Source organism: Subtercola boreus (assembly GCF_003399635.1).
Lineage (GTDB): Bacteria > Actinomycetota > Actinomycetes > Actinomycetales > Microbacteriaceae > Subtercola > Subtercola boreus_B.
Map to the genome: position 1 here is coordinate 121,607 of NZ_NBXB01000042.1, position 23,153 is coordinate 144,759.

22 protein-coding genes and 2 pseudogenes are annotated in these 23,153 nt (G+C 68.5%); 12 read left to right on the forward strand and 12 right to left on the reverse strand.

Going from position 1 to position 23,153, the window contains the following annotated elements; genetic code table 11:
• Positions 1-13: 13 nt before the first annotated feature.
• A complete protein-coding gene (locus tag B7R22_RS16440) occupies positions 14-1,303 on the forward strand; it encodes an ATP-binding protein (RefSeq protein WP_116412767.1) in 1,290 nt (429 codons plus the stop codon).
• A gap of 21 nt (positions 1,304-1,324) precedes the next feature.
• On the opposite strand, the gene B7R22_RS16445 is transcribed toward B7R22_RS16440, so the two are convergent.
• Both B7R22_RS16445 and B7R22_RS16450 read right to left on the reverse strand, forming a co-directional pair.
• Entirely contained in the window at positions 1,325-1,696 is a 372-nt protein-coding gene (locus B7R22_RS16445) for a winged helix-turn-helix transcriptional regulator (RefSeq protein WP_116412768.1), read from the reverse strand.
• Positions 1,697-1,698: 2 nt separating this feature from the next.
• A complete protein-coding gene (locus B7R22_RS16450) occupies positions 1,699-2,892 on the reverse strand; it encodes a thiolase family protein (RefSeq protein ID WP_116412769.1) in 1,194 nt (397 codons plus the stop codon).
• A 61-nt stretch (positions 2,893-2,953) separates the two neighbouring features.
• Between B7R22_RS16450 and B7R22_RS19560 the strand changes: the two genes are divergently transcribed.
• From B7R22_RS19560 to B7R22_RS16460, 3 genes are all read left to right on the forward strand, one after another.
• Positions 2,954-3,058, forward strand: coding sequence for a carbohydrate kinase family protein (locus B7R22_RS19560; protein WP_147305430.1), 105 nt, complete (start codon positions 2,954-2,956; stop codon positions 3,056-3,058).
• A gap of 300 nt (positions 3,059-3,358) precedes the next feature.
• Positions 3,359-4,120: a ParA family protein gene (locus B7R22_RS16455; RefSeq protein ID WP_116412770.1), complete on the forward strand. Its 762-nt coding sequence runs from the start codon at positions 3,359-3,361 to the stop codon at positions 4,118-4,120.
• Between the two features lie 52 nt (positions 4,121-4,172).
• Positions 4,173-4,751: an antibiotic biosynthesis monooxygenase gene (locus B7R22_RS16460; RefSeq protein WP_116412771.1), complete on the forward strand. Its 579-nt coding sequence runs from the start codon at positions 4,173-4,175 to the stop codon at positions 4,749-4,751.
• Positions 4,752-4,794: 43 nt separating this feature from the next.
• Here B7R22_RS16460 and B7R22_RS18885 read toward each other — a convergent pair whose 3' ends face one another.
• Together B7R22_RS18885 and B7R22_RS16475 are read right to left on the reverse strand one after the other, a co-directional pair.
• Entirely contained in the window at positions 4,795-5,433 is a 639-nt protein-coding gene (locus B7R22_RS18885) for a hypothetical protein (RefSeq protein WP_147305431.1), read from the reverse strand.
• A gap of 218 nt (positions 5,434-5,651) precedes the next feature.
• Entirely contained in the window at positions 5,652-6,662 is a 1,011-nt protein-coding gene (locus B7R22_RS16475) for an aldo/keto reductase (RefSeq protein WP_116412774.1), read from the reverse strand.
• Between the two features lie 47 nt (positions 6,663-6,709).
• Between B7R22_RS16475 and fgd the strand changes: the two genes are divergently transcribed.
• Together fgd and B7R22_RS16485 are read left to right on the forward strand one after the other, a co-directional pair.
• The gene (gene fgd, locus B7R22_RS16480) at positions 6,710-7,717 is read left to right on the forward strand and encodes a glucose-6-phosphate dehydrogenase (coenzyme-F420) (protein WP_116412775.1); all 1,008 of its coding nucleotides are present in this window, start codon (positions 6,710-6,712) and stop codon (positions 7,715-7,717) included.
• Positions 7,718-7,828: 111 nt separating this feature from the next.
• Positions 7,829-8,518: pseudogene (locus B7R22_RS16485) on the forward strand (alpha-amylase family glycosyl hydrolase); the annotation flags it as partial.
• A 224-nt stretch (positions 8,519-8,742) separates the two neighbouring features.
• On the opposite strand, the gene B7R22_RS16490 reads toward B7R22_RS16485, so the two are convergent.
• The 3 genes from B7R22_RS16490 to B7R22_RS16500 form a co-directional block, all read right to left on the reverse strand.
• A complete protein-coding gene (locus tag B7R22_RS16490) occupies positions 8,743-10,239 on the reverse strand; it encodes an NAD-dependent succinate-semialdehyde dehydrogenase (RefSeq protein ID WP_116412776.1) in 1,497 nt (498 codons plus the stop codon).
• An 82-nt stretch (positions 10,240-10,321) separates the two neighbouring features.
• On the reverse strand, positions 10,322-10,531 hold the full coding sequence (locus tag B7R22_RS16495; protein ID WP_147305432.1) for a hypothetical protein: 210 nt from the start codon (positions 10,529-10,531) through the stop codon (positions 10,322-10,324).
• A gap of 487 nt (positions 10,532-11,018) precedes the next feature.
• Positions 11,019-11,666, reverse strand: coding sequence for a TetR/AcrR family transcriptional regulator (locus B7R22_RS16500; RefSeq protein ID WP_116412778.1), 648 nt, complete (start codon positions 11,664-11,666; stop codon positions 11,019-11,021).
• Between the two features lie 62 nt (positions 11,667-11,728).
• On the opposite strand from B7R22_RS16500, the gene B7R22_RS16505 reads away from it, so the two are divergent.
• On the forward strand, positions 11,729-12,397 hold the full coding sequence (locus tag B7R22_RS16505) for an NAD(P)-dependent oxidoreductase (protein ID WP_116412779.1): 669 nt from the start codon (positions 11,729-11,731) through the stop codon (positions 12,395-12,397).
• 112 nt (positions 12,398-12,509) lie between these two features.
• A complete protein-coding gene (locus tag B7R22_RS16510; protein ID WP_116412780.1) occupies positions 12,510-13,277 on the forward strand; it encodes a class I SAM-dependent methyltransferase in 768 nt (255 codons plus the stop codon).
• A gap of 137 nt (positions 13,278-13,414) precedes the next feature.
• Here B7R22_RS16510 and B7R22_RS19965 read toward each other — a convergent pair.
• Positions 13,415-14,053: pseudogene (locus tag B7R22_RS19965) on the reverse strand (DUF4436 family protein); the annotation flags it as partial.
• Complete coding sequence (locus B7R22_RS16520) at positions 13,938-15,206, reverse strand: iron-containing alcohol dehydrogenase (RefSeq protein ID WP_172582501.1); 1,269 nt, start codon at positions 15,204-15,206, stop codon at positions 13,938-13,940. The gene B7R22_RS16520 and the pseudogene B7R22_RS19965, both read right to left, overlap by 116 nt.
• 19 nt (positions 15,207-15,225) lie before the next feature.
• On the opposite strand from B7R22_RS16520, the gene B7R22_RS16525 reads away from it, so the two are divergent.
• Together B7R22_RS16525 and B7R22_RS16530 are read left to right on the forward strand one after the other, a co-directional pair.
• Entirely contained in the window at positions 15,226-16,335 is a 1,110-nt protein-coding gene (locus B7R22_RS16525; RefSeq protein WP_116412782.1) for an alcohol dehydrogenase catalytic domain-containing protein, read from the forward strand.
• 137 nt (positions 16,336-16,472) lie between these two features.
• Positions 16,473-17,396 (forward strand): DMT family transporter, encoded by a 924-nt coding sequence (locus B7R22_RS16530; protein WP_116412783.1) that lies wholly within the window; start codon positions 16,473-16,475, stop codon positions 17,394-17,396.
• A gap of 51 nt (positions 17,397-17,447) precedes the next feature.
• On the opposite strand, the gene B7R22_RS16535 is transcribed toward B7R22_RS16530, so the two are convergent.
• A complete protein-coding gene (locus tag B7R22_RS16535; protein ID WP_116412784.1) occupies positions 17,448-17,867 on the reverse strand; it encodes a hypothetical protein in 420 nt (139 codons plus the stop codon).
• A gap of 205 nt (positions 17,868-18,072) precedes the next feature.
• On the opposite strand from B7R22_RS16535, the gene B7R22_RS16540 reads away from it, so the two are divergent.
• Together B7R22_RS16540 and pdxY are read left to right on the forward strand one after the other, a co-directional pair.
• Positions 18,073-19,452 (forward strand): NAD-dependent succinate-semialdehyde dehydrogenase, encoded by a 1,380-nt coding sequence (locus B7R22_RS16540; protein ID WP_116412785.1) that lies wholly within the window; start codon positions 18,073-18,075, stop codon positions 19,450-19,452.
• A gap of 48 nt (positions 19,453-19,500) precedes the next feature.
• Positions 19,501-20,352, forward strand: coding sequence for a pyridoxal kinase PdxY (pdxY, locus tag B7R22_RS16545; RefSeq protein ID WP_116412786.1), 852 nt, complete (start codon positions 19,501-19,503; stop codon positions 20,350-20,352).
• A 37-nt stretch (positions 20,353-20,389) separates the two neighbouring features.
• On the opposite strand, the gene B7R22_RS16550 is transcribed toward pdxY, so the two are convergent.
• Positions 20,390-20,932: a MarR family winged helix-turn-helix transcriptional regulator gene (locus tag B7R22_RS16550; protein WP_116412787.1), complete on the reverse strand. Its 543-nt coding sequence runs from the start codon at positions 20,930-20,932 to the stop codon at positions 20,390-20,392.
• 181 nt (positions 20,933-21,113) lie between these two features.
• Positions 21,114-23,021, reverse strand: coding sequence for a potassium transporter Kup (locus tag B7R22_RS16555; protein ID WP_116412788.1), 1,908 nt, complete (start codon positions 23,019-23,021; stop codon positions 21,114-21,116).
• Between the last annotated feature and the right edge of the window lie 132 nt (positions 23,022-23,153).

Below are 23,153 nucleotides of genomic sequence, written 5' to 3' on the forward strand. Positions count from 1 at the left end.
GGACAGTCCTCCCATGAGCCCGTTCCGGATCCGCGACTTCCAGCCCGACGACATCGACGGCATCCTGCACCTCTGGGAGGAGATGCGCCTGGCCCAGACCGAACCGGTCTACAGCCTGCCCGAAGTGCTCGCCTCCTGCCAGCAGGACCACGCCGTCGTTGCGGTGATCGACGACGTCGTGATCGGTGCCGCTGTCGGCCGGGCCGCCCATGCCCAGGGCTGGATCGTCTTCCTCGCCACTGCCGAGAAGCACCAACGCCTCGGCATCGGCGGCAAGCTCCTCGCCGCACTCGAGAAACGCATGGCACCGCTCGGTCTGTCGAAGCTCTCGGTGCTGCTGCCGGAGAACGTCGTGCGGGTCGGTGCGTTCAGCGAGCAGGGCTTCGAGACGAAGAAGAACCTCCGCTACCTCGAACGCCGCATCCCCGTGCAGCGCAACGAGCTGAGTGCGCTCAGCGAGCTGGGCGGACGGATCCTGCCGCGCGGCCTCTGGACGTCGATCGGCGGCATGGCGAAGGAGAAGGAACTGCTCGAACGCCGGTTGGTCATGCCGCTCGCGAACAGCGACCTCGCCGAACGGTTCGGCGTGCAGCCGCCGAGCGCCGTGGTGCTGTTCGGGCCACCCGGCACCGGCAAGACGACCTTCGCCCGGGCGATCGCCTCACGCCTGGAGTGGTCGTTCGTCGAGGTCTTCCCCTCCCGCCTCGCGAGCGATCCGGCGGGCCTCGCCGGCGCTCTCCGGGAGACCTTCACGAAGATCGCCGACCTCGAGCACGCCGTCGTATTCATCGACGAGGTCGAGGAGATCGCCGTGCAGCGCGGAGGCGAGCCGCCGTCGGCGATGCAGGGCGTGACGAACGAACTGCTGAAGATCATCCCGACCTTCCGTGACCAGCCCAACCGCCTGCTGGTGTGCGCCACCAACTTCATCCGGGCGCTCGACACGGCCTTTCTCCGTCACGGCCGGTTCGACTACGTGATTCCGATCGGCCTGCCCGATGAGGATGCCCGCGCGTCGATCTGGGCACGCTACATCCCGCCCCAGTCGCTGGAGGGCGTCGACCTGCCGGCGCTGGTCGCCCGCACCGACGGGTTCTCGCCCGCCGACATCGAGTACGCCGCTCGAAAGGCCTCTCAGGGAGCGCTCGAGGCGGCGCTCTATCCGGAGCAGGATGGCGCGGTGCGAGCGACGGGCCCGCAGACAGCCGACTACCTGCACGCCATCGGCGAGACGCGGGCGACGGTGTCATCGGATGTCGCGGCGGCCTTCCTCGAGGACATCGACCGCATCGCGAGGCTCTGAACGCCCTCTCGCCGCCCAGCTTCAGGCGAACGCCTCACCCCAGCCACGGAGCGTCTGCAGCACCGGGCCGAGTTGCCGGCCGGCGTCGGTGAGCGAGTACTCGAACCGGGCCGGCCGCTGCTGGTACGGCGTGCGGATGATCACCCCCTCCGCCTCGAGCTTGCGAAGCCTGGCGGTGAGGATCTCCCGCGGCGCCCCCGTGTTCGACCGGATGTCGGTGAACCGCGTCACCCCGAATCCGAGCTCGCGCACGATGAGCAGCGACCAGCGGTCGCCGATGACAGCCAGGGCGTCGGCGATGCTGCACTCGCGCGGTCGACCGACCACGATCGGCCCGGGAACAGCACCGTCGTGCCACACTCCGGTCACGACTCCTTCCGGCCGGGCATCCATCGTCAGAGTCGCTCGATGAGGGTCGCGTTGGCCATGCCGCCGCCCTCGCACATGGTCTGGAGCCCGTACTGGCCGCCCGTCTCCTCGAGGTGGCTGAGGAGCGTTCCGAGCAGCCGAGTGCCCGACGATCCGAGGGCATGCCCGAGGGCGATCGCTCCGCCGCGCGGGTTGAGTTTTGCCGGATCCGCGTCGAACTCGTGCGACCAGGCGAGCGGCACAGAGGCGAACGCCTCGTTCACCTCGTAGGCGTCGAGGTCGTCGAACGAAAGGCCTGAGCGCTCCAGTATCCTGTGGGTCGCGGGGATCGGGCCGGTCAGCATGAAGAGCGGATCGTCGCCGACGACGGCGAAGTCCACGAACCGGGCTCGCGGACGAAGGCCGAGCTCGAGAGCCTTCTGCTCGCTCATGATGAGGGTCGCCGAGGCCCCGTCGGTGAGGGGCGACGAGTTCCCCGGGGTGATGTTCCACTCGACGTCGGGGAATCGCGCCGCCAGCTCGTCGGTGCGGAACGCAGCCGGCAACCCGCTGAGGCCCTCGGCTGTCGTGGAGGCCCTGATCGTCTCGTCGCGTGCGAACGGCGTGGAACCGGTGACAGCGCCCGGCAGCTCCACGGGCAGAACCTCGCCGTCGAACAGCCCCGCCTCTGTCGCTGCCGCAGCGCGCCGGTGCGACTCGGCGGCGAAGGTATCCAGCGCGAGACGATCGAGGCCCCACTTCGTGGCGATCAGTTCGGCCGACACGCCCTGGTTCACCAGGCCCTCCGGATAGCGGCCCCGGAACGACTCACCGAACGGAGTGCCGCCAGCCGACGACGACCCGAGCGGCACCCGGCTCATCGATTCGACACCGCCCGCGATGACGATGTCGTAGGCACCGGCCAGCACGCCCTGCGCCGCGAAGTGGACCGCCTGCTGGCTCGAACCGCACTGGCGGTCGATGGTGACGGCAGGCACCTGCTCGTCGAATCCCGCTGCGAGCACCGAAGTGCGGGCGATGTTCAGGCTCTGGTCGCCGACCTGGCTGACGCAGCCGAGCAGAACGTCGTCGATGCGGAGCGAGTCGAGTCCGCTCCGTTCGAGCAGGGACCGCAGCACATGCCCCATGAGGTCGGACGGATGGATGCCCGACAGGGACCCGCCCGGCTTGCCCTTCCCTGACGCGGTTCGGACGACATCGACTATGACGGCGGTGGGCATAATGCTCCTTTGGACCAGGCAGTCGGTTCGATAATCGAACCGGGATCCCACGCTACCACCCGTGCCTCAGCCGTGCTCGACGACCCCCTCCCCGCCCACGATCGGCCTCGGCGACTCGTTCGTGGGCGGGTTCATCGCGGCACTCCGGCGCGGGCGCGCGGTCTGAGGCGGCCCGGCCCGTTCCGCCCCACCCGTCCGGGAGGAGATACGCCACTGTCCCGCTCTATTTGCCCCACATTGCCTCAGCTCCTCCCGAATGGGAATCAGGAGGCAGGCTAGGGTCCCGGAGTTGATGTGCCGACCCAATCCGCGCTGAGCGACAGCTGCCAGGCCAGCCTTCCCGGGAAGTGGCGCGCAAGTGGAGACAATGGGACATGGCCAGCTTCGTCGTCGAACCAGACTGCCCGCGCACCGCGAATGGGGGCGAGCAGGACGAACTCGGCTCGCTGGATCCGGAGGCCGTCACATGAAGATCGTGGCGGTGTACAGCACCAAGGGCGGTGTGGGCAAGACGACCGCCGCGGTGAACCTGGCGTGGGAGGCCTCCCAGGACTTCCGCGTGCTGCTCTGGGATCTCGACCCCCAAGGGGCGGCGACCTATCTGTTGCAGGTGAAGCCGAAGCTCAAGGGCGGCGCCGAGGCCCTCGTCGACGGCACGACTCGGGTGCGTGCCGCGATCCGCTCGACGACCTTCGACCGCCTCGACCTCCTGCCGGCCGACGCCAGCTACCGGGAGCTCGATGTGGTTCTCGATCATGCGAAGGATTCGACGGGTCGGATCCGGCGCGTCCTCGAGCGTGTCGCGGACGACTACGACGTCGTCATCCTCGACTGCCCGCCCGGTGCGGGGCTCGTCGCAGAGAACGCGGTGCTCGCGGCCGATCTCGTGGTCGTTCCCCTCGTGCCGTCGCCGCTGTCGCTCCGATCCCTGGAGCAGGTCGTCGACTTCGTTGCCTCCTCACCGACCCGCTCCCCCATTCTCGGGTTCCTGTCGATGGTCGACCGCCGGAAGGCCGTGCACCGCAACGCCGTGGTTCAGCTCCCGCGGGCCCACGAATCGGTGTCGAACATCGTCGTTCCGAATACGGTCGTCATCGAACGGATGGGGAGCGAGCGAGCTCCCGTCGGCCTGTATGCACCCCAGTCCGAAGCCGCGCATGCGTACAGCGAGCTGTGGGTGCGCATCCAGTCGACGGTGAAGGCCAGACGGCGGAAGTCCAAACACTGACGCGCACGCCCCCGGTGCAGACCAGACGCCCGCGCGGATGCAGACTGGAGGCATGACCGAGCCCCAGGAAGCACGCACTGCCGGACCCATCACCGTGGCCGTGACCCGCACCGTCTCTCCCGACCGGGCGCGCGAAGCCGCCGCCTGGGCGCGATCGGGGCAGGATCTCATCAGCACGTACCCCGGATACCTCGGGTCGGGGTGGATCAGGCCCGACCCGACGTCGGGCGACTGGCACATGCTGTTCCGCTTCGCCGACAGCGCCAGTCTCGACGTGTGGGAGAAGTCGGCCGAGCGCGCGTGGTGGGTCTCCACCGGGCAGGGGCTCGTGGAGCACGGCAACCAGGAGCGCCGCACCGGCATCGAGGGGTGGTTCGACGAGCCCTCCGCCGTCGAGGTGATCAGCGCGGCGCCGCGCACTCCCCCGCGGTGGAAGCAGATGGTGTCGATCTTCATCGTGTTCTATCCGCTCAGCGTGCTGGCGAACTACCTCGTGGCGCCCCTGCTCGGCGACTGGCCGGTCTGGGCGCGGGTGCTGGTCACCGTGCTGGCGCTCACGCCCGTGATGACGTACCTCGCGCTGCCGTTCGTGACGCGGGCGCTCCGCCCGTGGTTGCTCCGCGGGCGCTGACGCGGCGTCGCGTCGGTTGTGTTCGCCACCGCGACCCGCCGGATCAGCCGCTCGGCAGGGTCTGCAGGATGTTCGACAGCACGCTGTCGGCCGAACTCGGTGAGTCGAAGATGACCGACGAGATGGAGATCCAGTAACCCGACTCGGTGAAGATGTCGAACACGGGGGCTTCGGTGCTGCTCTCGACGTAGCCGCGGTTGCCCGACGTGCCGGAGAGGGCTGCGTTGGCCGTACCGGACGCCTTGATCTTCGCCTCGTTCGTCGCGAGGGCTGCCGAGCCAGGGTCGGCGACTCCGACGGAGATGCTCGACCCGCTTGCGGAGTTCAGCCACGAGCAGAGCTTTCCGTCGAGGCCGACGATCGTGGCGAAGCTGTTGTCGCCCGACACCTCAGCACCCGGATCGGCTGCGAAGTCGGGGCTGATGGCTGCGACGGTCGAGTCGGCCACCAGCGACGAGCAGGCGATCGTGACCGAGCTGCCGGTCGTCGCCGCGGGCGAGGCGCTCGCGCTCGACGTCGGCGTCGGGCTCGACGTGGGAGTGACCGTCACGGTCACGGTGGGCGCAGGGGTCGCGGCCGGAGTCGACGGCGCACAACCCGCGAGCACGGCGATCGACACCCCGACGAGCGTGCCTGCCGACGTGATGCGGAACGCCCGGGCTGAGCGCGTGAAAGCCTTCATCGATGATCCCCTTGTATTGTGGGATGAGCCTGACACACGTGGGGCCCCGTGACCGCATTGTTCACTCGAACGGGGGGGGGTGCGGGGGGATCGCGCCATCGAGTGGTCGGTTCGGGACCTCCGAGGCCCGGTCAGCGGGCCCGAAGCGCCCACTGGATGGGGTGCGGGGCGGGGGGCGGGGGGCGCAGGCCTGGGCGCGGCGCGCGGCGCCGCGCCCGTCAGCGGAGCGTCGTGCCGTGCACGGCAAGCGGGTCGATCAGCGCGATCTCCTCCGCGGTGAGCGGCGCAGCGTGCACCGCGGCGATGTTGTTCTCGAGCTGCGCGACGCTCGAGGCGCCGATCAGGGCCGTGGTGACCGAGGGCTGCCGCAGCACCCAGGTGAGGGCGAGCTGGGCGAGGCTCTGCCCGCGCGACGCTGCGATGTCGTTCAGTGCCCGCGCCCGCGAGAGGTACATCTCGCCGATCTCGCCCGGCTGCAGCCAGCGACCCTCGGATGCCCGCGACCCGTCGGGCACGGTTCCGCCGAGGTAGCGGTCGGTGAGGAGGCCCTGCGCGAGCGGTGAGAACGCGATGCTGCCGACGCCCAGGTCGGCGAGGGTGTCGAGCAGCCCGTCTTCGGGAGTGCGGTCGAACATGCTGTAGCGCGGCTGGTGGATGAGCAGCGGCACCTTGAACTCGGCGAGCGCCGCCGCAGCGGCACGGGTCTGCTCGGGGTTGTAGTTCGAGATGCCGGCGTAGAGCGCCTTTCCGCTCTGCACCGCGTGCGCCAGGGCACCCATCGTCTCCTCGATCGGGGTCTCGGGATCGGGCCGGTGCGAGTAGAAGATGTCGAAGTAGTCGAGGCCGGTACGTTTCAGCGAAGCATCCAGACTCGACAGCATGTACTTGCGGGAGCCGAACACCTGGTACGGGCCCGACCACATGTCGTAGCCCGCCTTTGACGAGATGATCAGCTCGTCACGGTAGGGACGCAGGTCTTCGGCGAAGATGCGCCCGAAGTTCGACTCCGCCGATCCGGGGGGCGGGCCATAGTTGTTGGCGATGTCGATGTGCGTCACGCCGAGGTCGAAGGCGCGGCGGATGATCGCCCGCTGGGTGTCGAGCGGCTTGTCGTTGCCGAAGTTGTTCCAGAGGCCGAGCGAGATCGCGGGGAGCTTGAGACCGCTCCAGCCGACCCTGTTGTACTGCATTGTGTCGTAACGTGAAGAGTCGGCAACGTGAGGGTACATAGTGAAATCCTATCCACCCGGGCCGACCTTCCAGAGAAGGACATGTGATGACAGACCAGAAGCTCACCATCGGCTATAAGGCGTCCGCCGAACAGTTCACCCCGACGCAGCTGCTCGACTTCGGGGTGCAGGCCGAACAGGCCGGCTTCGAGTCGATCTTCATCTCCGACCACCTGCAGCCGTGGCGGCACACGGGAGGGCACGCCCCGGCGGCGATCCCGTGGATGGGGGCGCTCGGCGCCCGCACGTCGAAGATCGTCATGGGCACCTCGGTTCTGACGCCGACGTTCCGCTACCACCCGGCGGTCATCGCGCAGGCGTTCGGCACCCTCGGTGAGATGTTCCCCGAGCGCGTCATCCTGGGCGTCGGCACCGGTGAGTCGCTGAACGAGGCCGCCCTCGGCATCCCGTGGCCCGACATCAAGGAGCGCTTCGCCCGCCTGAAGGAGGCCGTGCTGCTCATCCAGCGCCTCTGGAGAGAAGACCGCGTCACCCACAACGGCGACTACTACACGGTCGACAACGTCACCATCTACGACCGCCCGGAGAAGCCCGTGCCCATCTACATCGGCGCATCCGGGCCCGCGGCGACGCGCCTGGCCGGCCGCATCGCCGACGGGTTCATCACGACCTCGGGTAAGGCGCCGTCTCTGTACGCCGACACCCTGGTCCCCGCGCTCGAAGACGGTATCGCGAAGGGCGAGCGGGCCGAGGGCGCCGTGGACCGGCTGATGGAGATGAAGGTCTCGTTCGATCACGACGGCGCCCGCGCGCTCGAAGACACCCGGTTCTGGGGCGCGCTCGCGCTGAGCCCCGAGGAGAAGGTCAGCGTCGAAGACCCGAGCGAGATGGAACGCCTCGCCGACGAACTGCCGATCGAACGGGTCGCGTCGCGCTGGATCGTGTCGACGGATGCCGACGAGCACGTCGAACGCATCCAGCAGTACATCGACCTGGGGTTCCGCCACCTCGTGTTCCACGCGCCCGGTCACGACCAGGAGCGGTTCATCACGCTGTACGGCGAAGAGGTCCTCCCCCGACTCCGCGCGCTGTAGCGGCGAAGCCCCGCCACGGGGTGGAACACGGCCGCGACACTTACCAAGATTCGTGACTATGACCACGTTCGACGAACGGCTCGGCGCTGAGCCGCCCCGCCTCCCCTCCCTCTTCGCCCGGATCTCGGGACGATGGCCGACTTCACCGCGCTGGCGGCGGAGCTCCGGCGAAACGGTCTCTCGCTCGTGGTCGACTTCGTCTTCAACCACACCTCGAACGAGCATGCCTGGGCGAAGGGCGCGCTCGCGCGCGATCCGCTCTACGACGACTTCTACCTGATCTTCGATGACCGCGCGATGCCCGACCGGTACGAGCTGACGACCCGCGAGATCTTCCCGGATGACCACCGGGCTCGTTCGTGCCGCTCGCCGACGGGCGGTCGGTGTGGGCGGCGTTCCACTCGTTCCCGTGGGACCTGAACTACCGGAACCCCGCGGCGTTCCGGGCGATGGCCGGGGAGCTGCTCTCCCTCGCGAACCAGGGGGTGAACATCCTGCGAATGGATGCCGTGGCTTTCATCTGGAAACAACTCGGCACGGCGAGCGAGAACCTGCCCGAGGCGCACCTGCTGCTGCAGGCGTTCAACGCGGTCTGCCGCATCGCCGCGCCGTCGCTGTTGTTCAAGTCGGAGGCGATCGTGCATCCGGATGACGTGGTGCTGTACATCCGGCCAGATGAGTGCCAACTGAGCTACAAACCCACTGCAGATGGCTCTCATCTGGAACTCCCTCGCCACCCGCGAGGTGAACCTGCTCGCGCAGGCGCTCGAGCAGCGGCGCACCCTGCCGCCGCACACGGCGACCTCGTCGCCGACCGGACCGACCTCGTGACCGGCCACGCGGTGCCGCTCACCGCCGGCCTCACCCTCGCCCCGCACGAGTTCGTCTGGCTCGCCTGACCCCGCGCGCCGATGCCGCGTGCGCAATTCAGGATATTCGCGACGCCGAGCCCGTATCGTGCATGGCTCCGCTCCTATCCTGAATTGCGCACGGGCCGAGCGGGGCGGCGCGGGTGCCTGCGGGGGTCAGGAGTTCGGGATGAGGGTGTACTTCGTCGAGAGGTACTCGCGGATGCCCTCGGTGCCGCCCTCGCGGCCGAGGCCGGACTGCTTCACACCGCCGAAGGGCGCCGCGGCATTCGAGAGCACACCCACGTTCAAACCCATCATCCCGGTGTCGAGTTTGTCGATCATCCGCTGCCCACGGGCGAGCGATTCCGTGAAGACGTAACTGACGAGGCCGTATTCGGTGTCGTTCGCCAGACGCACGGCCTCATCTTCGTCGGAGAACTCGACGATAGAGAGCACCGGGCCGAAGATCTCCTCGCGGAGGATGTCGCTGCCCGCCGCCACGCCGGTGATGACGGTGGCCTCGTAGAAGCTGCCGTCGCCGTCGACCGGATGCCCACCGGTCTGCACCGTGGCACCCCGTGACACGGCGTCGCTCACGAGCGCATCCACCTTCGTGACGGCTGCGTCGTTGATGAGCGGGCCGACGGTGACGCCCTCCTCTGTGCCGCGACCCATTCGGAACGCGGAGACGCGAGAGGAGAGTCGCGACGCGAACTCCGACGCGACCGAGCTGTGCACGATGAAGCGGTTTGCGGCCGTGCAGGCCTGCCCGATGTTCCGGAACTTGGCCGCCAGGGCGCCCTCCACGGCCTTGTCGAGGTCGGCGTCCTCGAAGACCACGAACGGGGCGTTGCCGCCGAGCTCCATCGAGATGCGCAGCACGTTCTCGGCCGACTGCTTGATGAGCTGCTGGCCGACCGCGGTCGAGCCCGTGAAGCTGAGCTTGCGGAGGCGCGGGTCGGCGATGATCGGGTCTGAGACCGCGCTGGTCGTGCTGGTGGTGAAGATGTTCAGCACACCCTTGGGCAGACCCGCCTCCTCGAGGAGGGTCGCGAGCAGAAGGGTGGTGAGCGGCGTGAGGGAGGCCGGCTTGACGACAGCCGTGCATCCTGCGGCCAGGGCGGGGGCGATCTTGCGGGTCGCCATCGCGAGCGGGAAGTTCCACGGGGTGATGAGGAACGCGGGCCCGACCGGCCGCTCGGAGACGATCATCGAGCCGGTGCCCTCGGGGTTCCGGCCGTAGCGGCCGCCGATCCGCACGGCCTCCTCGCTGAACCAGCGCAGGAACTCGCCGCCGTAGGTGACCTCGCCCCGGGCCTCGGCCAGGGGCTTGCCCATCTCGAGCGTCATGAGCAGGGCGAAGTCCTCGCGGCGCTCCTGCAGCAGGTCGAAGGCGCCGCGGAGGATCTCGCCCCGCGCGCGGGGCGCCGTCTCGGCCCACTCGTCGGCCGCGGCGACGGCGGCATCGAGAGCGGCGAGGCCGTCTTCGGCCCGCGCATCGGCGATCTGCTTGATGACGAGGCCCGTCGCGGGATCGTGCACGTCGAGAGTGGCGCCCGCGCGGGCATCCACCCACTCGCCACCGATGAAGAGCTGCGAGGGCACCCGGGCGAGCAGGTCGGCTTCGGCCGAAGCCGAAGATGCAGTGGCAGAGGTGGGGGCGATCGTCATGTTTCTTCCGCTTCGTCGAGGTTCGTGAATGGATGCGGCCGGGGCCTCTGCAGGGCCCGGATCGGCGGCCGGGGCCGGGCTCCTACAACCAGGGGTCGATGAGAATCTTGCCATCGACCTGGCCCGCGGCCAAACGATCGGGCTGGGTTGCCAGGTCGTCCAGAGGCACCACCCGCTCGATGAGTTCTGCGCCGAGGGTGGTCGTGGCCAGGATCGCGAGGGCGGCACCGAGGTCTGTGGCGCAGACGTGAGCCAGAGTGCGTGACCTGCACGTAGCGGTCTCCGGTCTCAAGGTGAGAGAACTCCCCTCTTGCGACCCAGTTCTGAGCAAACGCCCTCACGACGTGGAGGCCTTCGGGGCCGTTACCGGCCGTCGCGGTTGTGAGAGTCGATCCCTCGATGGAGTTGGAGAAGTACGCCTCGTAGAACGGCACCATCCGAGCTCGTTGCGGATCGGTCACGAACCTCTGAACCGGCGGCAGTCGTTGGAGATCCGCTGCCACCTGCCGGAACAGCGCCAGGCGCGCCTGATCGAATGTCTCCCCTCGCTGGGCCGCCTCCACGGCCCGGCTGCTCGTCTTCAGGATCGTCTTGCCCCGGGCTGCATCAACGAAGACGCGCACGGACTCCGCGGCCATCCTGCTCGCGTCGCGGTCGACCACCGCGAGCATGTTCGCCAACTGGCGGGGGGCGTAGGTCGTCACGAGCTTGACCACGTGCATGGGGAATGGGCAAATACGTTCCGATCCCAGCGCAAAGGAGGTACAGCAGCCGGCCGCTCAGCGGGGGCGACTGAGCGGGTTCAGGAGGCGGGTGCCGAGGTCTGAGGCGAGGAGGGCGGCGGCCGCGTCGGCGACGATGGTGTCGCCCTGGGCGCGGGTGATCCGGCTGGAGGTGATGAGGGTGGCGGTGCCCTGCATCGTTGCGGCAAAGAGGAGCTTGAAGCGGATGCGCAGCTCTGCGGGCGAGTCGCCGGGGCCGACAGGCGCGCCGGGCTCGGCAAGGTCGCCAGACCGGGCGGGCATCGCACCGTCGAGGGTGTCGAAGAGGCGGGCGGCCGCGGCCTCGAGCGCCGGGGTGGGATGGTTCGACTTTGCGGCGAACATGAGTTCCATCAGGGCCGCGTCGTCGACGCCGAAGTCGACGTAGGCGCGGCCGACACGGCGGAAGCGCTCCTCGAACGAACCCGGGGTCGCGATCGCCGCACCGACCTTCTCGGCCAGGCGGTCGAAGCCCTGCTCGGCGAGGGCATCGAGCAGGGCCTGCCTGTCGATGAAGTGGCTGCGGGGGGCGCCGTGGCTCACGCCGGCCCGACGGGCGAGCTCGCGGAGCGACAGACCGTCGACCCCGCCCTCCCGCAGTACCTGCTCGGCCTGTTCGAGCAGTACCGCGCGCAGGTTCCCGTGATGGAAGGGCCGCGATGTCATGCCCTCAGTCTACCCCCGGACTAGACATTGACTATTTACTAGACACTGTCTAGTCTGGCGACATGACTTCACCGACAAAACCGCAGACCTTCCTTGTGTTCGGCGCCACCGGGCAGACCGGCCAGCACTTCACCTCGCTCGCACTCCAGGCCGGACACCGGGTGCGCGCCCTCGCCCGCACCCCCTCCAAGCTCACCATCGAGCATCCCGATCTCGAGGTGATCCGCGGATCGGTGAGCGACACGGCCGGGGGCGTCGACCTCGACGACCTCGTCCGCGGCACCGACATCGTGGTCTCGATGCTCGGCGACGTGGAGCAGCAGCGAGAACAGAAGGTCAACACCGAATTCGTGCGGCGCCTGGTGCCCGCGATGCGGAGGAACGGCGTGAAGCGCTTCCTCTACCAGGCCGGCGGGCTGAGCAGGGCGCCAGGCCGGCCACTGTCGCCGGCGCTCTGGGCGATCAGGAAGACACTCGCCCGCGGTTACGACGGCCAACACCGCGACAATGAAGCCGTGATGGAGTACCTGACGAACGAGGCTCCCGACATCGAATGGATGGTGCACCGGGCCGGCATCGGGTCGAACGGCGCATCGAAGGGTGTCCTCGAACGCTCGACCCGCCGCCCGAGCATCGGCACCTTCAGGGACTGCGCCGCCTACAATCTCCGCACGGTGATGGATGCCGCGGCAATCCACACTTCGGACTTCAGCATGTACCGCACGGCCTGACCGCCACGATTCAGGAGCTGCGCGCCGAGACGCGCCAGAGCGGGGGCGCGGGGACGCTGAACCATGTCCACGGTTTCACTCTCTTGGCAGGCCGGCGGGGCGACAATGGGGTATGACACCCCACTTCGAGAACGCAGATTCCTACGACCGGTTCATGGGTCGCTTCTCCACACCTCTGGCGAAGCTCTTCGTCGACGGGATCGCACCACCGAGAGACGCGCTCGCGCTCGATGTCGGGTGCGGCCCCGGAGCTCTGACAAGGGAGCTCATCGAGGCGCTCGGCCCCGGCCAGGTCAGCGCCGTCGATCCGTCGGAGCCGTTCGTGAGCGCGGCGCGATCGCGATTCCCCGGCACGGACATCCGCATCGCCTGGGCCGAGTCCCTCCCCTACCCCGACGACACGTTCGACCTGACGCTCTCGCAGCTCGTCATCCACTTCATCGCCGACCCGGTGGCAGCCATCCGCGAGATGGCGCGCGTCACCCGGCCGGGAGGAAGGATCGCGGCCAACGTGTGGGACTTCCAGGGCAACCGGGGGCCTCTGGGAATCTTCCAGCAGGCAGCGCTCGACCTGGACCCCGAGGCATCCGTGTACGAGATCACCCGGGGCACAGGCGAGGGAGACCTGCTGGAGATGTTCACCGGTGCCGGCCTGGCCGACATCACCACCGGCGAGCTGACGGTCAGGATCACCTTCCCGACGTTCGCGGACTGGTGGGATCCCTTCACACTCGGCATCGGGCCCGCCGGCGCCTATGTCGCCTCCCTCGACCCGGATCGTCGTGCCGCACTCGAGCGCCACGCGCGCGAACTGCTCCCCGCCATCCCCTTCACCATCGCCGCGACCGCGTGGACGGTCACTGGGCACGCCCCGCGGTGAACCGCCCCGCGCGCCCCTGTCCCCGCCCCACGAACCCCTCCTCCTACACCACCGCACGTCACTCGCGACGAAGGGACCCATATCGCGCCAAACTCGCTTCGTGGGCGCGATAGGGGTCCCTTCAGCAGGATGTAGATGGTGAGCCCGGTGACGAGACCCACGATCACCCGGAGCACGACGAGGTAGTCGATCCAGGAGCCCACCGGAGGCGAGCCGGGCAGGAAGGTGCGGAGGGGGATGACGACGAAGAGCATCGCGCCGATCCAGCTGGTGAGGGTGGCCTCGACCTGGCGCCGGCCGGTGTAGGCGCTGATGGCCACGAAGAGCACCAGCACCGGGATGACCGCCATCAGGCCGAGCAGGACGATCCCGAAGGCGACGGTGCTCGCGGGGCGGGTGGCGACGATCTCCACCGTGGGCAGCGACGTGTCGCCGTCCGCCGTCGTGACACTGTAGCCCGTGAGGTCGACCCGATTGGTGTGCAACTGCCAGCCCGGCACGGAGTCGTCGAGGCACGCGTCGGTGGGGACCGTGATCCGCCCGTCACCCTCGCCGGTGAAGGCGAACGTGGTCAGCTCGGCACGGTAGGTGTCGAACGGCCATTTTTGCCCACAGATCTCCTCTGCACAGGGCGAGTGGAGGGGGCGGGGGTCAGGGGGGTCAGCGGTAGATGGTGGCGTAGAGGGCGGCCATGTCGTCGGGGGTGGGGATGCGGGGGTTGTTGGCGGGGGAGCCGGAGGCGATCGCCTGCTGCACCATCGTGGGGATCGTCGCAGTCCAGGCCGCTTCGTCGATGCCGAAGGCCTCCGGGGTGGGAACCGCCAGGTCGCGGCAGAGTGCCTGCAGCTCCTCGACGAGGGCGCTGGCCGCGCGTGCATCATCGTCTCCGACGCTCGCGCAGCCGAGAGCCCGGGCGCAATCGGCATAGCGGGCGGTGGCGGAGCCCACCGAGAAGGCGGTGACCGCGGGGAACAGCATCGCGTTCGACAGCCCGTGCGCGACGTGGAAGTGCGCCCCGATGGGCCGGCTCATGCCGTGCACGAGGGCCACGCTGGAGTTCGAGAACGCGATGCCTGCCTGCGTCGCGGCGAGCATGAGGGCCTCGCGGGCATCTCGATCCGTTCCGTCGGCGTACGCCCGGCGGAGGTGCGCGCCGATCGAGGCGATCGCCGTGAGGCACAGCGCGTCGGAGAGCCGGTTCGCGCGGCGACTGACGTACGCCTCGACGGCGTGGGTGAGAGCATCCACTCCCGTGTCGGCCGTGAGACGCGCGGGCATCGAAAGGGTCAGCTCGAAGTCGATGACCGCTGCGGCCGGCAGAAAGGCCGGGCCGGTGCAGAGCATCTTCTCGTTCGAGCCACTGTCGGTGATGATCGTGAACTGCGTGGCTTCCGACCCGCTGCCGGCGGTGGTCGGGATGGCGACGACCGGGAGCGCGGGGCCGTCGTTCCGCCGCGGAGCCCGGTAGTCGGCCATCCTCCCGCCCTGCACGGCGAGCAGCGCGAGCGCCTTGGCGGTGTCCATCGGGCTGCCTCCGCCGAAGCCGATCACCAGGTCGGCGCCGTGCTCGTGGAGCGCCGCGAGCCCGCTGACCAGCGAATCCGTCGTCGGGTCGGGAACGGTCTCGGCCCAGAGCGCGGGCTGGAGCCCGGCCCCTGTCATCAGACCCATCAACTCGGCGGCCGCGCCGTTGCCCTCGAGGAACCTGTCGGTCACGAGCAGCGGGCGGCTGGCTCCGAGCCCGAAGACGAGTTCGCCGAGCTCGCTCCGCGCACCCCCACCGATTCGCAGCTGGCGGGGTTGGGCGAAGGTGAAGACCACGGTGTTCTCTTTTCGGCGTCCGGTGACGCCGAACACCGGCGTCGTGTCTTCGAATGTACTCGCCCCGCCCCGCTGCCACGGGTTGTGGGTAGGCTCGAATCGCGACATCCCCGAAGGAGTGTGACCGATGAAGATCACCGGAGCCGTGCTCGAGAGCCTCGACTCACCGCCACCGTTCGCCCAGTCGCGGCCGATCCGCATCAGGGAACTCGAGCTGGATGCCCCGGGCCCGCACGAGGTGCTGGTGCGCATCGAGGCGGCCGGCGTCTGCCACTCCGATCTGTCGGTGCTCACCGGCGTACGCCCGCGCGCGGTGCCGCTGCTGCTCGGGCACGAGGCCGCCGGCATCGTCGAGTCGCTGGGCGCCGAGATCGACGACATCGCGGTCGGGCAGCGCGTCGTGATGACGTTCCTGCCCCGCTGCGGGCACTGCGCCTCCTGCGCGAGCGACGGCCGCACCCCGTGCGAGAACGGCAGTGCCGCCAACGGCGCCGGCCGGCTGCTCGACGGGGCCAAGCGCATCCATGACGGCTCGGAGGTCATCGACCACCACCTCGGCGTCTCTGCCTTCGCCGACCACGCGGTCGTCGACCGCCGCTCGATCGTTCCCGTCGACGACGACGTTCCGCCGCAGGTCGCGGCACTCATGGGCTGCGCGGTGCTCACCGGCGGTGGTGCGGTGCTGAACGCTGCCCGGCTCGCGCCCGGCGAGACCCTCATCGTGGTCGGTCTCGGCGGGGTCGGAATGGCCGCCGTGCTCGTCGGCCTCGCTGTCGAGGGTGCCCGGGTGATCGGCGTCGACGCCAACCCCGACAAGCTCGCCCAGGCCACGGCGCTCGGCGCCCACGAGGTCTACGGGCCGGCCGAGGCCGTCGAAGCCGGCATCACGGCCCCCGCGGTCATCGAAGCCGTCGGCCGTGCCGTCGCCTTCGAGACGGCACTGGCGCTGACGGCACCCGGCGGCCGCACGGTCACCGTCGGGCTGCCGGCTCCGGATGATCTCGCAGCCGTCTCCCCGCTCGCCCTCGTCTCCACGGGGCGCACCATCATCGGCAGCTACCTCGGCAGCTCGATCCCTGCCCGCGACATCCCGATCTTCGTCGACCTCTGGCGCCGCGGCCTGCTGCCTGTCGAGAACCTCGTCTCGTCGGAGATCCAGCTCGATGAGATCAACGAGGCGATGGACTCGCTCGCCCGCGGCGAGAGCATCCGCCAGATCATCGTGCCGACGGCCTAACACCTGTGCACTCGGGACGCAACAGACCAGGACAGGCGGGGATACCCGTCGACGGCTGCGGTAGAAAGGCCCGATACTCATAAGGAGAACTCTTCCCCCGTGCTGCGGCACCCGAGTACGAATCGAGACCAGGCGCGATGGCCGTTGAGCTCGTCTCCCTCACCCCGATGCAGTCCCTCGGCATTCCGATCGCGCTGGTGGGTGCGGTGTTCCTCGCCCTCGGCGCGGAGTACCAGCACCGCGGTGTCAACAAGGTCGACGCCCGCACCGGCGGCCAGGGCAAGTCCGGGCTCGACCTCCGGCAGCTGCTGGCGCTGATCCGGCGACCCTCGTGGATGATCGGCACCCTCATGCTGGCCCTGGCGATCGTGTTCCAGCTGACCAGTCTCTACCTCGCACCCCTCACCGTCGTGCAGCCGCTCGGCGCCATCGCCCTCGTCATCACGGCCGTGGTGAACTCCCGCACCACGAAGACGCGACTGAGCCGTTCGACGATCCGCGCTATCGCCTTCTGCGTCGGCGGCATCGCCCTCTTCGTGACGGTTGCCGCGCTCACCACGTCGACCCTGCCGATCAACGAGACGCAGCTCGCCATCGTGTTGATCATCCTCGCCGTCGTGCTGGCCATCGTCGTGACCGTGTTCCTGCTTTTCCGCAACCGCGCCACACCGATCTTCTGGATCGTCGGTGCCGGCATCCTGTTCGGCTTCGTCGCCACCCTCGCCAAGGTCGTCATCGAGCGCATCCAGACCCTCTTCATGGACAAGTTCCACATCACGCCCGGTGACTGGCTGACCATCCTCTGCATCCTCGGGCTCATCCTCGCGGGGCTCGCGGGCAGCTACTTCGTGCAGACGGCCTACTCGTCGGGCCCACCCGACCTGGTGGTCGCCGGGCTGACTGTGATCGACCCGATGGTGGGCGTGACGATCGGCATCGTGGTGCTCGGCGAGGCGGCCTCTGCGCCCTGGTGGGCCAGCATCGCGTTCGTCGTGGCGGGGGCGCTCGCCGTCTACGGCGTGATCCAACTCTCGCGCCGGGCCGACGTCGCAAAACCCTGACAGGGGGCCCTGACCGCGAAACCCTGACCGCGGACCCGCCGCGACGGGTCGCTACAGCGTGAGCGCCAGCGCGGCCGCGTACTCCTCGAAGTAAGAGACCGCGAGCGGCAGGGAGCCGAATGCGAAGGTGGCGCCCTTCGCATCGGCGGCGTGGGAGACCCGGTAGCAGGTGCCGACGAGTTCGATCTCGCCGAGCATCCCGAACTGCGGGTCGACGACGAACCAGCGGCCACTGTCCCATTCGGTGAACGAGAGCCGCGGCACGGGCCTGTCGACCAGGTCGCAGGTGGGGCATTCCTCGTCGGCGAAGTGTGGGAGCACCCTGGTCATCGAGAGCAGCACCAACGGCGCGACGGCCCGGATCTGGGTGGCGGCACTTCGACCCATGGCAGCGACGGCCGCGGGGCCGCGCAGGTGCTGGGAAGCATTGTCGGCCGAACGCGCCGACCACGGGGTTCCTTCGCTCAGCATCCCCGCTCCTTCCGCCACACACCTCGTACCGTGCATCCATTGTGCGCTCCGAGCATGTGAAAAGGATCGGTATGGGCGAAATCCATCCGGTGGATCGACACAGGAAACCAGTACTCTGGGTCGCGACGCGATCCGCTTCGATGGCGTCTCACCAGAGATTCGACAGATTCCGCAGATTCCCCACCCAGATTCCAGGAGCAGCGACATGAGCCACTACGCAGTGATCGATCCGGCCACCGGCGAGACCGTCACCGAATATCCGACCATCACTGCTGCCGGTCTCGACGAGGCTGCGGCGAGCGCGCAGGCCGCCTATTCGGACTGGTCCCGCACGGTGACGGTGGATGCCCGCACTCGGCTCATCCGCCGGGTCGCCGAGTTGCACACCGAGCGACGCGACGCCCTGGCCCGCATCGTCGTGCGCGAGATGGGCAAGCCGCTCGAGCAGGCCCTCGGCGAGGTGGACTTCGCCGCGGCGATCTACGAGTACTACGCCGACAACGGCGCCGCTCTCCTCGCCGACGAGGCCATCGAGCTCAGCGACGGCACCGGTTCGGCGTTCGTCCGCCGCTCGGGCCTCGGCGTGCTGCTGGGTATCATGCCGTGGAACTTCCCGTACTACCAGGTCGCCCGCTTCGCCGGACCGAACATCGTGGTGGGCAACACCATCCTGCTGAAGCACGCCCCGCAGTGCCCCGAGTCGGCCGCCGCCATCGCGGAGATCTTCGACACCGCCGTCGCCGAGGCCGGAGCGCACGCGGGGGTCTACGTGAACATCTACGCCGACAACGACCAGGTCGCCACGCTGATCGCCGATCCCCGCGTGCAGGGCATCTCGGTGACCGGCTCCGAGCGCGCGGGCGCCGCCGTGGCCGAGCTCGCAGGCAGGAACCTGAAGAAGGTGGTGCTCGAACTCGGGGGCTCCGATCCGTTCATCCTGCTCTCGACCGACGACCTCGACGCGGCCGTGCAGGATGCCGTCAATGCCCGGCTCGACAACAATGGGCAGTCCTGCAACGCGGCGAAAAGGTTCATCGTGCTCGACGACCTCTACGAGGAGTTCGCGTCGAAGTTCACCGCGGCCTTCACCGAGGCGCAGCCGGCGGATCCCTTCGCCGAGGGCACACTGCTCGGCCCGCTCTCATCGGCAGCGGCCACGGAGCGCCTGACCGAGCAACTCGGTCGTGCCGTCACGCAGGGCGCCACCGTGCTGGCCAGTGGCGAGCCGGTCGGCAACTTCTTCCCGCCGGCGGTGCTGGCCGACGTCACTCCGCAGATGGATGCCTACCGGGAGGAGTTCTTCGGCCCCGTCGCCGCGCTCTACCGGGTCTCCTCGGAGGAGGAGGCTGTGCGACTCGCCAACGACACCCCCTTCGGCCTCGGCTCGTACGTGTACACGACCGACCCCGAGCAGGCACTGCGGGTCGCCGACGGGATCGACGCCGGCATGGTCTGGGTCAACCTGGTGCTCGGGGATGCGGCCGAGCTCCCCTTCGGCGGCGTGAAGCGCTCCGGCTCGGGGCGGGAGATGGGCCGCTTCGCCCTCGAGGAGTTCGCGAACAAGAAACTCATCCGCATCGCCTGAGCCCGGTCCGGCGGCCCCGAGCGGCCACGCCCCTGCGAGAATGGGGAGGTGAAGATCCTCTCGATCCAGTCCGCCGTCGCCTTCGGGCACGTCGGCAACTCCGCCGCCGTCTTTCCCCTGCAGCGCATCGGCGTGGAGGTGCTGCCGGTCTACACGGTGAACTTCTCGAACCACACCGGCTACGGGGCCTGGCGAGGGCCCCTCATCTCACCGGATGACGTGCGGGAGGTCATCCTCGGCATCGAGGAGCGCGGGGTGCTGCCCGAGATCGACGTGGTGCTGTCTGGCTACCAGGGCGGAGTGGGCATCGGCGACGTGATCGTCGACGCCGTGAAGCGGGTCAAAGCCGCCAACCCGTCGGCGATCTACGCGTGCGACCCCGTGATGGGCAACGCGAAGTCCGGATGCTTCGTCGCGCCCGAGATCCCCGAACTCCTCCGCGAGCGCGTGGTGCCGATCGCCGACATCATCACACCCAACCAGTTCGAGCTCGGCTACCTGACCGGCACCGCGCCGACCACGCTCGAGTCGACCCTCGCCTCGGTCGACCTCGCCCGCGCGATGGGTCCGAACGTCGTGCTCGTGACGAGTGTGGAACGCCCGGACCGGGATCCGTCGACCATCGAGATGCTCGTCGCCGACGACGCCGGGGCGTGGATCGTCGAGACGCCATACCTGCCCTTCAAGGCGAACGGCTCCGGAGATGTCACGGCGGCGCTGTTCACGGCGCACTACCGCGAAACGAACGACGCGCGCATCGCACTCGAGCGGGCGGCATCGAGCGTCTTCGACCTGATCGACCTGACGCACCGCTCGGGCTCCCGTGAGCTGCTGCTCGTGGAGGGGCAGGAGTTCTACGCACACCCACGCCTGCAGTTCGTCGCGTCGCGCGTGCGCTGACCGGCGCTTGCCGGACGCGGCAGTCCTGATGGGAGTGTCAGGCGATCTTCGTGGTCGCGGTGGCGAGGGTGGCAGTGGTGTGCGTCACCGACTCGATGAGCTGCTGCGGGCTGAGGGTATCGTGTGAGCTGACGGCGTCCGACGCGATGCGGACGAAGATGTTGATGACCCAGTCGGCCCGCTCTGCGCCGTGGAAGGTGGGTTCGATGAGAACGCTTCGCCGGTCGTTGGGGTTCGGGATGCGGTGCACGAGGTCGACGTTCTCGAGCCGGTCGATCATTGCAGTGGTCGCACCAGTGGTGAACCGTAGGGTTGCTGCAAGCTCTTTCGGCGTGGTGGTGCGCTGCTCGGCGATGAACATGAAGGCGTCGTACTCGTTGTGGGTGAGGCCCAGGTGGTCGGCGAATCCTGTGCGGAGCTTCCGGTGCTGGCGATCGAGGTCGTGGAGGGCGGCGGCGTACTCAGCGGCCCCGTCGGCGATGACGTGCTTGTGCGATGCCGTGCTCGCGGCGGCGGCGCGCGGGAGCGCGATGAGAGACGCCGGTTCGGTCGCGTCGGTTTCTGGATTCAATAAAGCCATAGGACAGAAGCTTTCGGTTCATTGCCTCCGCTAGGAACAGAGGGATTCGTACGATCATAGGGTCCTGGATCGGTCTGCCGCGTCCCCCAGAAAGAGGGTATGACGTCGTCATCCATTCTTCTTTACAATCAAGAAACTTGATGACTAAGTAGATACCGGTCGCCCTCGGCGCTGTCGGCCGCTAGATGTCGATGTCGCTGCCCATGGTGACGGTGCGACTGGCGGGCAGGGCAAACCGTGCCGCCGGGTTGGCGGCGTTCTGGGCGAGGGCCACGAAGAGTGACTTCCGCCAGGCCGTCATTCCCGGTGCACGGGTCGGCCGGATCGCTCCGCGGGAGACGAAATAGGATGCCGCGTCGATCTGTTTGGCCTTCAGGTCGAGCACTCCGAGAGCACACGCCCTGCGGAGGGCTCTCGGGATGTTCGGGGTGTCCGAGAAGCCGAAACGCACCCTGACGTGGTTGATGCCGTCGTCGGAGAAGTCGAGGTCGTTGTACTCGAATGCCTCCTTCGGGTGGATGTGGGGCACGTTCTCGATCACGACCGTCACGATGATGACCCGCTTGTGGAGCACCCGGTTGCGTTCCACATTCGCCCGGAGCGCCAACGGGGTCGAGTCCCTGTTGGGGTGCAGGAAGATCGCGATGCCGGGCACCCGCAGCACCTGCTTGTCGCGCACGGCCTGCACGAACTCCGACAGCGAGCCCTCCTTGACGATCCGGCCCTTGATGACGAGTGCGCGGCCCTTCCGCCACGTCGTCATCACGAGGATCACGGCAAAGGCGACGAGGAGGGGCACCCACCCTCCGTGCACGACCTTCGAGAGGTTGGCGCTCAGGAAGGTGAGCTCGAGCCCCCCGAAAACGAGCGCCGCGAGCCCGATCTTCAACGGGCCCCACCCCCAGAGACGGCGGGCGACGAGCAGGAGCAGCAGGGTGTCGACGACCAGGGCACCTGTGACCGAGACGCCGTAGGCGGTGGCCAGGGCCTCCGAGGAACGGAAGACCAGCATGACGGTCATCACACCGAGGAACAGCAGCGTGTTCACCGCCGGCAGATAGACCTGCCCGCCCTCCTTCTCCGAGGTGTGCCGCACGGTCAACGGTGGCAGAAGCCCCAGCTGCACGGCCTGCCTGGTCAACGAGAACGCACCCGAGATGACGGCCTGGCTCGCTATGACCGTGGCGACCGTCGCAAGGATCACAACCGGCAGCCGGGCCCAGTCGGGGAAGAGGAGGAAGAACGGATTGGCGCGCGCCTCCGGATCCTTCAGGATCAGCGCCGCCTGCCCCAGGTAGTTCAGCACGAGGGCGGGGAACACGACGAAGAACCAGGCACGGCGGATCGGCGGGCGACCGAAGTGCCCCATGTCGGCGTACAGCGCCTCTGCGCCGGTGATGACCAGCACCACGGCACCCATCGCCGCGAACGCGATCACCGGGTGCGACACGAAGAACATCACCGCGTAGGTGGGGGAAAGGCCCGCCAGCACTCCGGGATCCTGGATGATCATCGGCACTCCGGCGGCCGCGATGACAGCGAACCAGAGCAGCATCACCGGGCCGAAGAGTTTGCCCACCCGGCCCGTGCCGTACTTCTGGAACGCAAAGAGGCCGGTGAGGATGACCGCGGCGATCGGCACGACGAGGTGGTCCACCCCGGGGATCGCGATCCGGAGCCCCTCCACAGCGGAGAGCACACTGATGGCCGGCGTGATCAGTGAGTCGCCGTAGAACAGCGAGACCCCGACGATTCCGATCAGGAGGAGGAGCCCCGCCTTACCCGCCCTGGCCGCGTAGAGTCGCTGCGCGAGGGCCGCGAGGGCCATGACCCCGCCCTCGCCGTCGTTGTCGGCACGCATCAGGATCGACACGTACTTCACCGACACGACGATCGTCACCGCCCAGAACATCAGCGAGATCACACCGTAGACGTCGTCGGGGGTGGCCTTCACCGCTCCGCCATCGATACTGAAGACGGTCTGCAGCGAATACAGCGGACTTGTTCCGATGTCGCCGAACACCACTCCGAGGGCGGCGACCGCGAGGCCGCCTGCACCGGCCTTCAGAGGCCGCCTGACGTCGTTCATTGCCCCATCTTCGCACCATGCGCGGGGGCACCCTCCCCCCTGGCGCTCGTTCGGAGCAATCATGCGGCGCGCGCACCCGATCCAGCCACCTGTCAGTCCCCCTCCATGCCCCATCTCGACTCATCGACTCGG

Coding starts and splice junctions, on each gene's coding strand:
- B7R22_RS16510 (WP_116412780.1), top strand. CDS start 12,510: ATGACACCCCACTTCGAGAACGCAGATTCCTACGACCGGTTCATGGGT.
- B7R22_RS16450 (WP_116412769.1), bottom strand. CDS start 2,892: ATGCCCACCGCCGTCATAGTCGATGTCGTCCGAACCGCGTCAGGGAAG.
- B7R22_RS16445 (WP_116412768.1), bottom strand. CDS start 1,696: ATGGATGCCCGGCCGGAAGGAGTCGTGACCGGAGTGTGGCACGACGGT.
- B7R22_RS16530 (WP_116412783.1), top strand. CDS start 16,473: ATGGCCGTTGAGCTCGTCTCCCTCACCCCGATGCAGTCCCTCGGCATT.
- B7R22_RS16500 (WP_116412778.1), bottom strand. CDS start 11,666: ATGACATCGCGGCCCTTCCATCACGGGAACCTGCGCGCGGTACTGCTC.
- B7R22_RS16535 (WP_116412784.1), bottom strand. CDS start 17,867: ATGCTGAGCGAAGGAACCCCGTGGTCGGCGCGTTCGGCCGACAATGCT.
- fgd (WP_116412775.1), top strand. CDS start 6,710: ATGACAGACCAGAAGCTCACCATCGGCTATAAGGCGTCCGCCGAACAG.
- B7R22_RS16555 (WP_116412788.1), bottom strand. CDS start 23,021: ATGAACGACGTCAGGCGGCCTCTGAAGGCCGGTGCAGGCGGCCTCGCG.
- B7R22_RS16490 (WP_116412776.1), bottom strand. CDS start 10,239: ATGACGATCGCCCCCACCTCTGCCACTGCATCTTCGGCTTCGGCCGAA.
- B7R22_RS16550 (WP_116412787.1), bottom strand. CDS start 20,932: ATGGCTTTATTGAATCCAGAAACCGACGCGACCGAACCGGCGTCTCTC.
- B7R22_RS16460 (WP_116412771.1), top strand. CDS start 4,173: ATGACCGAGCCCCAGGAAGCACGCACTGCCGGACCCATCACCGTGGCC.
- B7R22_RS16505 (WP_116412779.1), top strand. CDS start 11,729: ATGACTTCACCGACAAAACCGCAGACCTTCCTTGTGTTCGGCGCCACC.
- B7R22_RS16540 (WP_116412785.1), top strand. CDS start 18,073: ATGAGCCACTACGCAGTGATCGATCCGGCCACCGGCGAGACCGTCACC.
- B7R22_RS18885 (WP_147305431.1), bottom strand. CDS start 5,433: ATGAAGGCTTTCACGCGCTCAGCCCGGGCGTTCCGCATCACGTCGGCA.
- B7R22_RS16475 (WP_116412774.1), bottom strand. CDS start 6,662: ATGTACCCTCACGTTGCCGACTCTTCACGTTACGACACAATGCAGTAC.
- B7R22_RS16455 (WP_116412770.1), top strand. CDS start 3,359: ATGAAGATCGTGGCGGTGTACAGCACCAAGGGCGGTGTGGGCAAGACG.
- B7R22_RS16525 (WP_116412782.1), top strand. CDS start 15,226: ATGAAGATCACCGGAGCCGTGCTCGAGAGCCTCGACTCACCGCCACCG.
- B7R22_RS16440 (WP_116412767.1), top strand. CDS start 14: ATGAGCCCGTTCCGGATCCGCGACTTCCAGCCCGACGACATCGACGGC.
- B7R22_RS16520 (WP_172582501.1), bottom strand. CDS start 15,206: ATGTCGCGATTCGAGCCTACCCACAACCCGTGGCAGCGGGGCGGGGCG.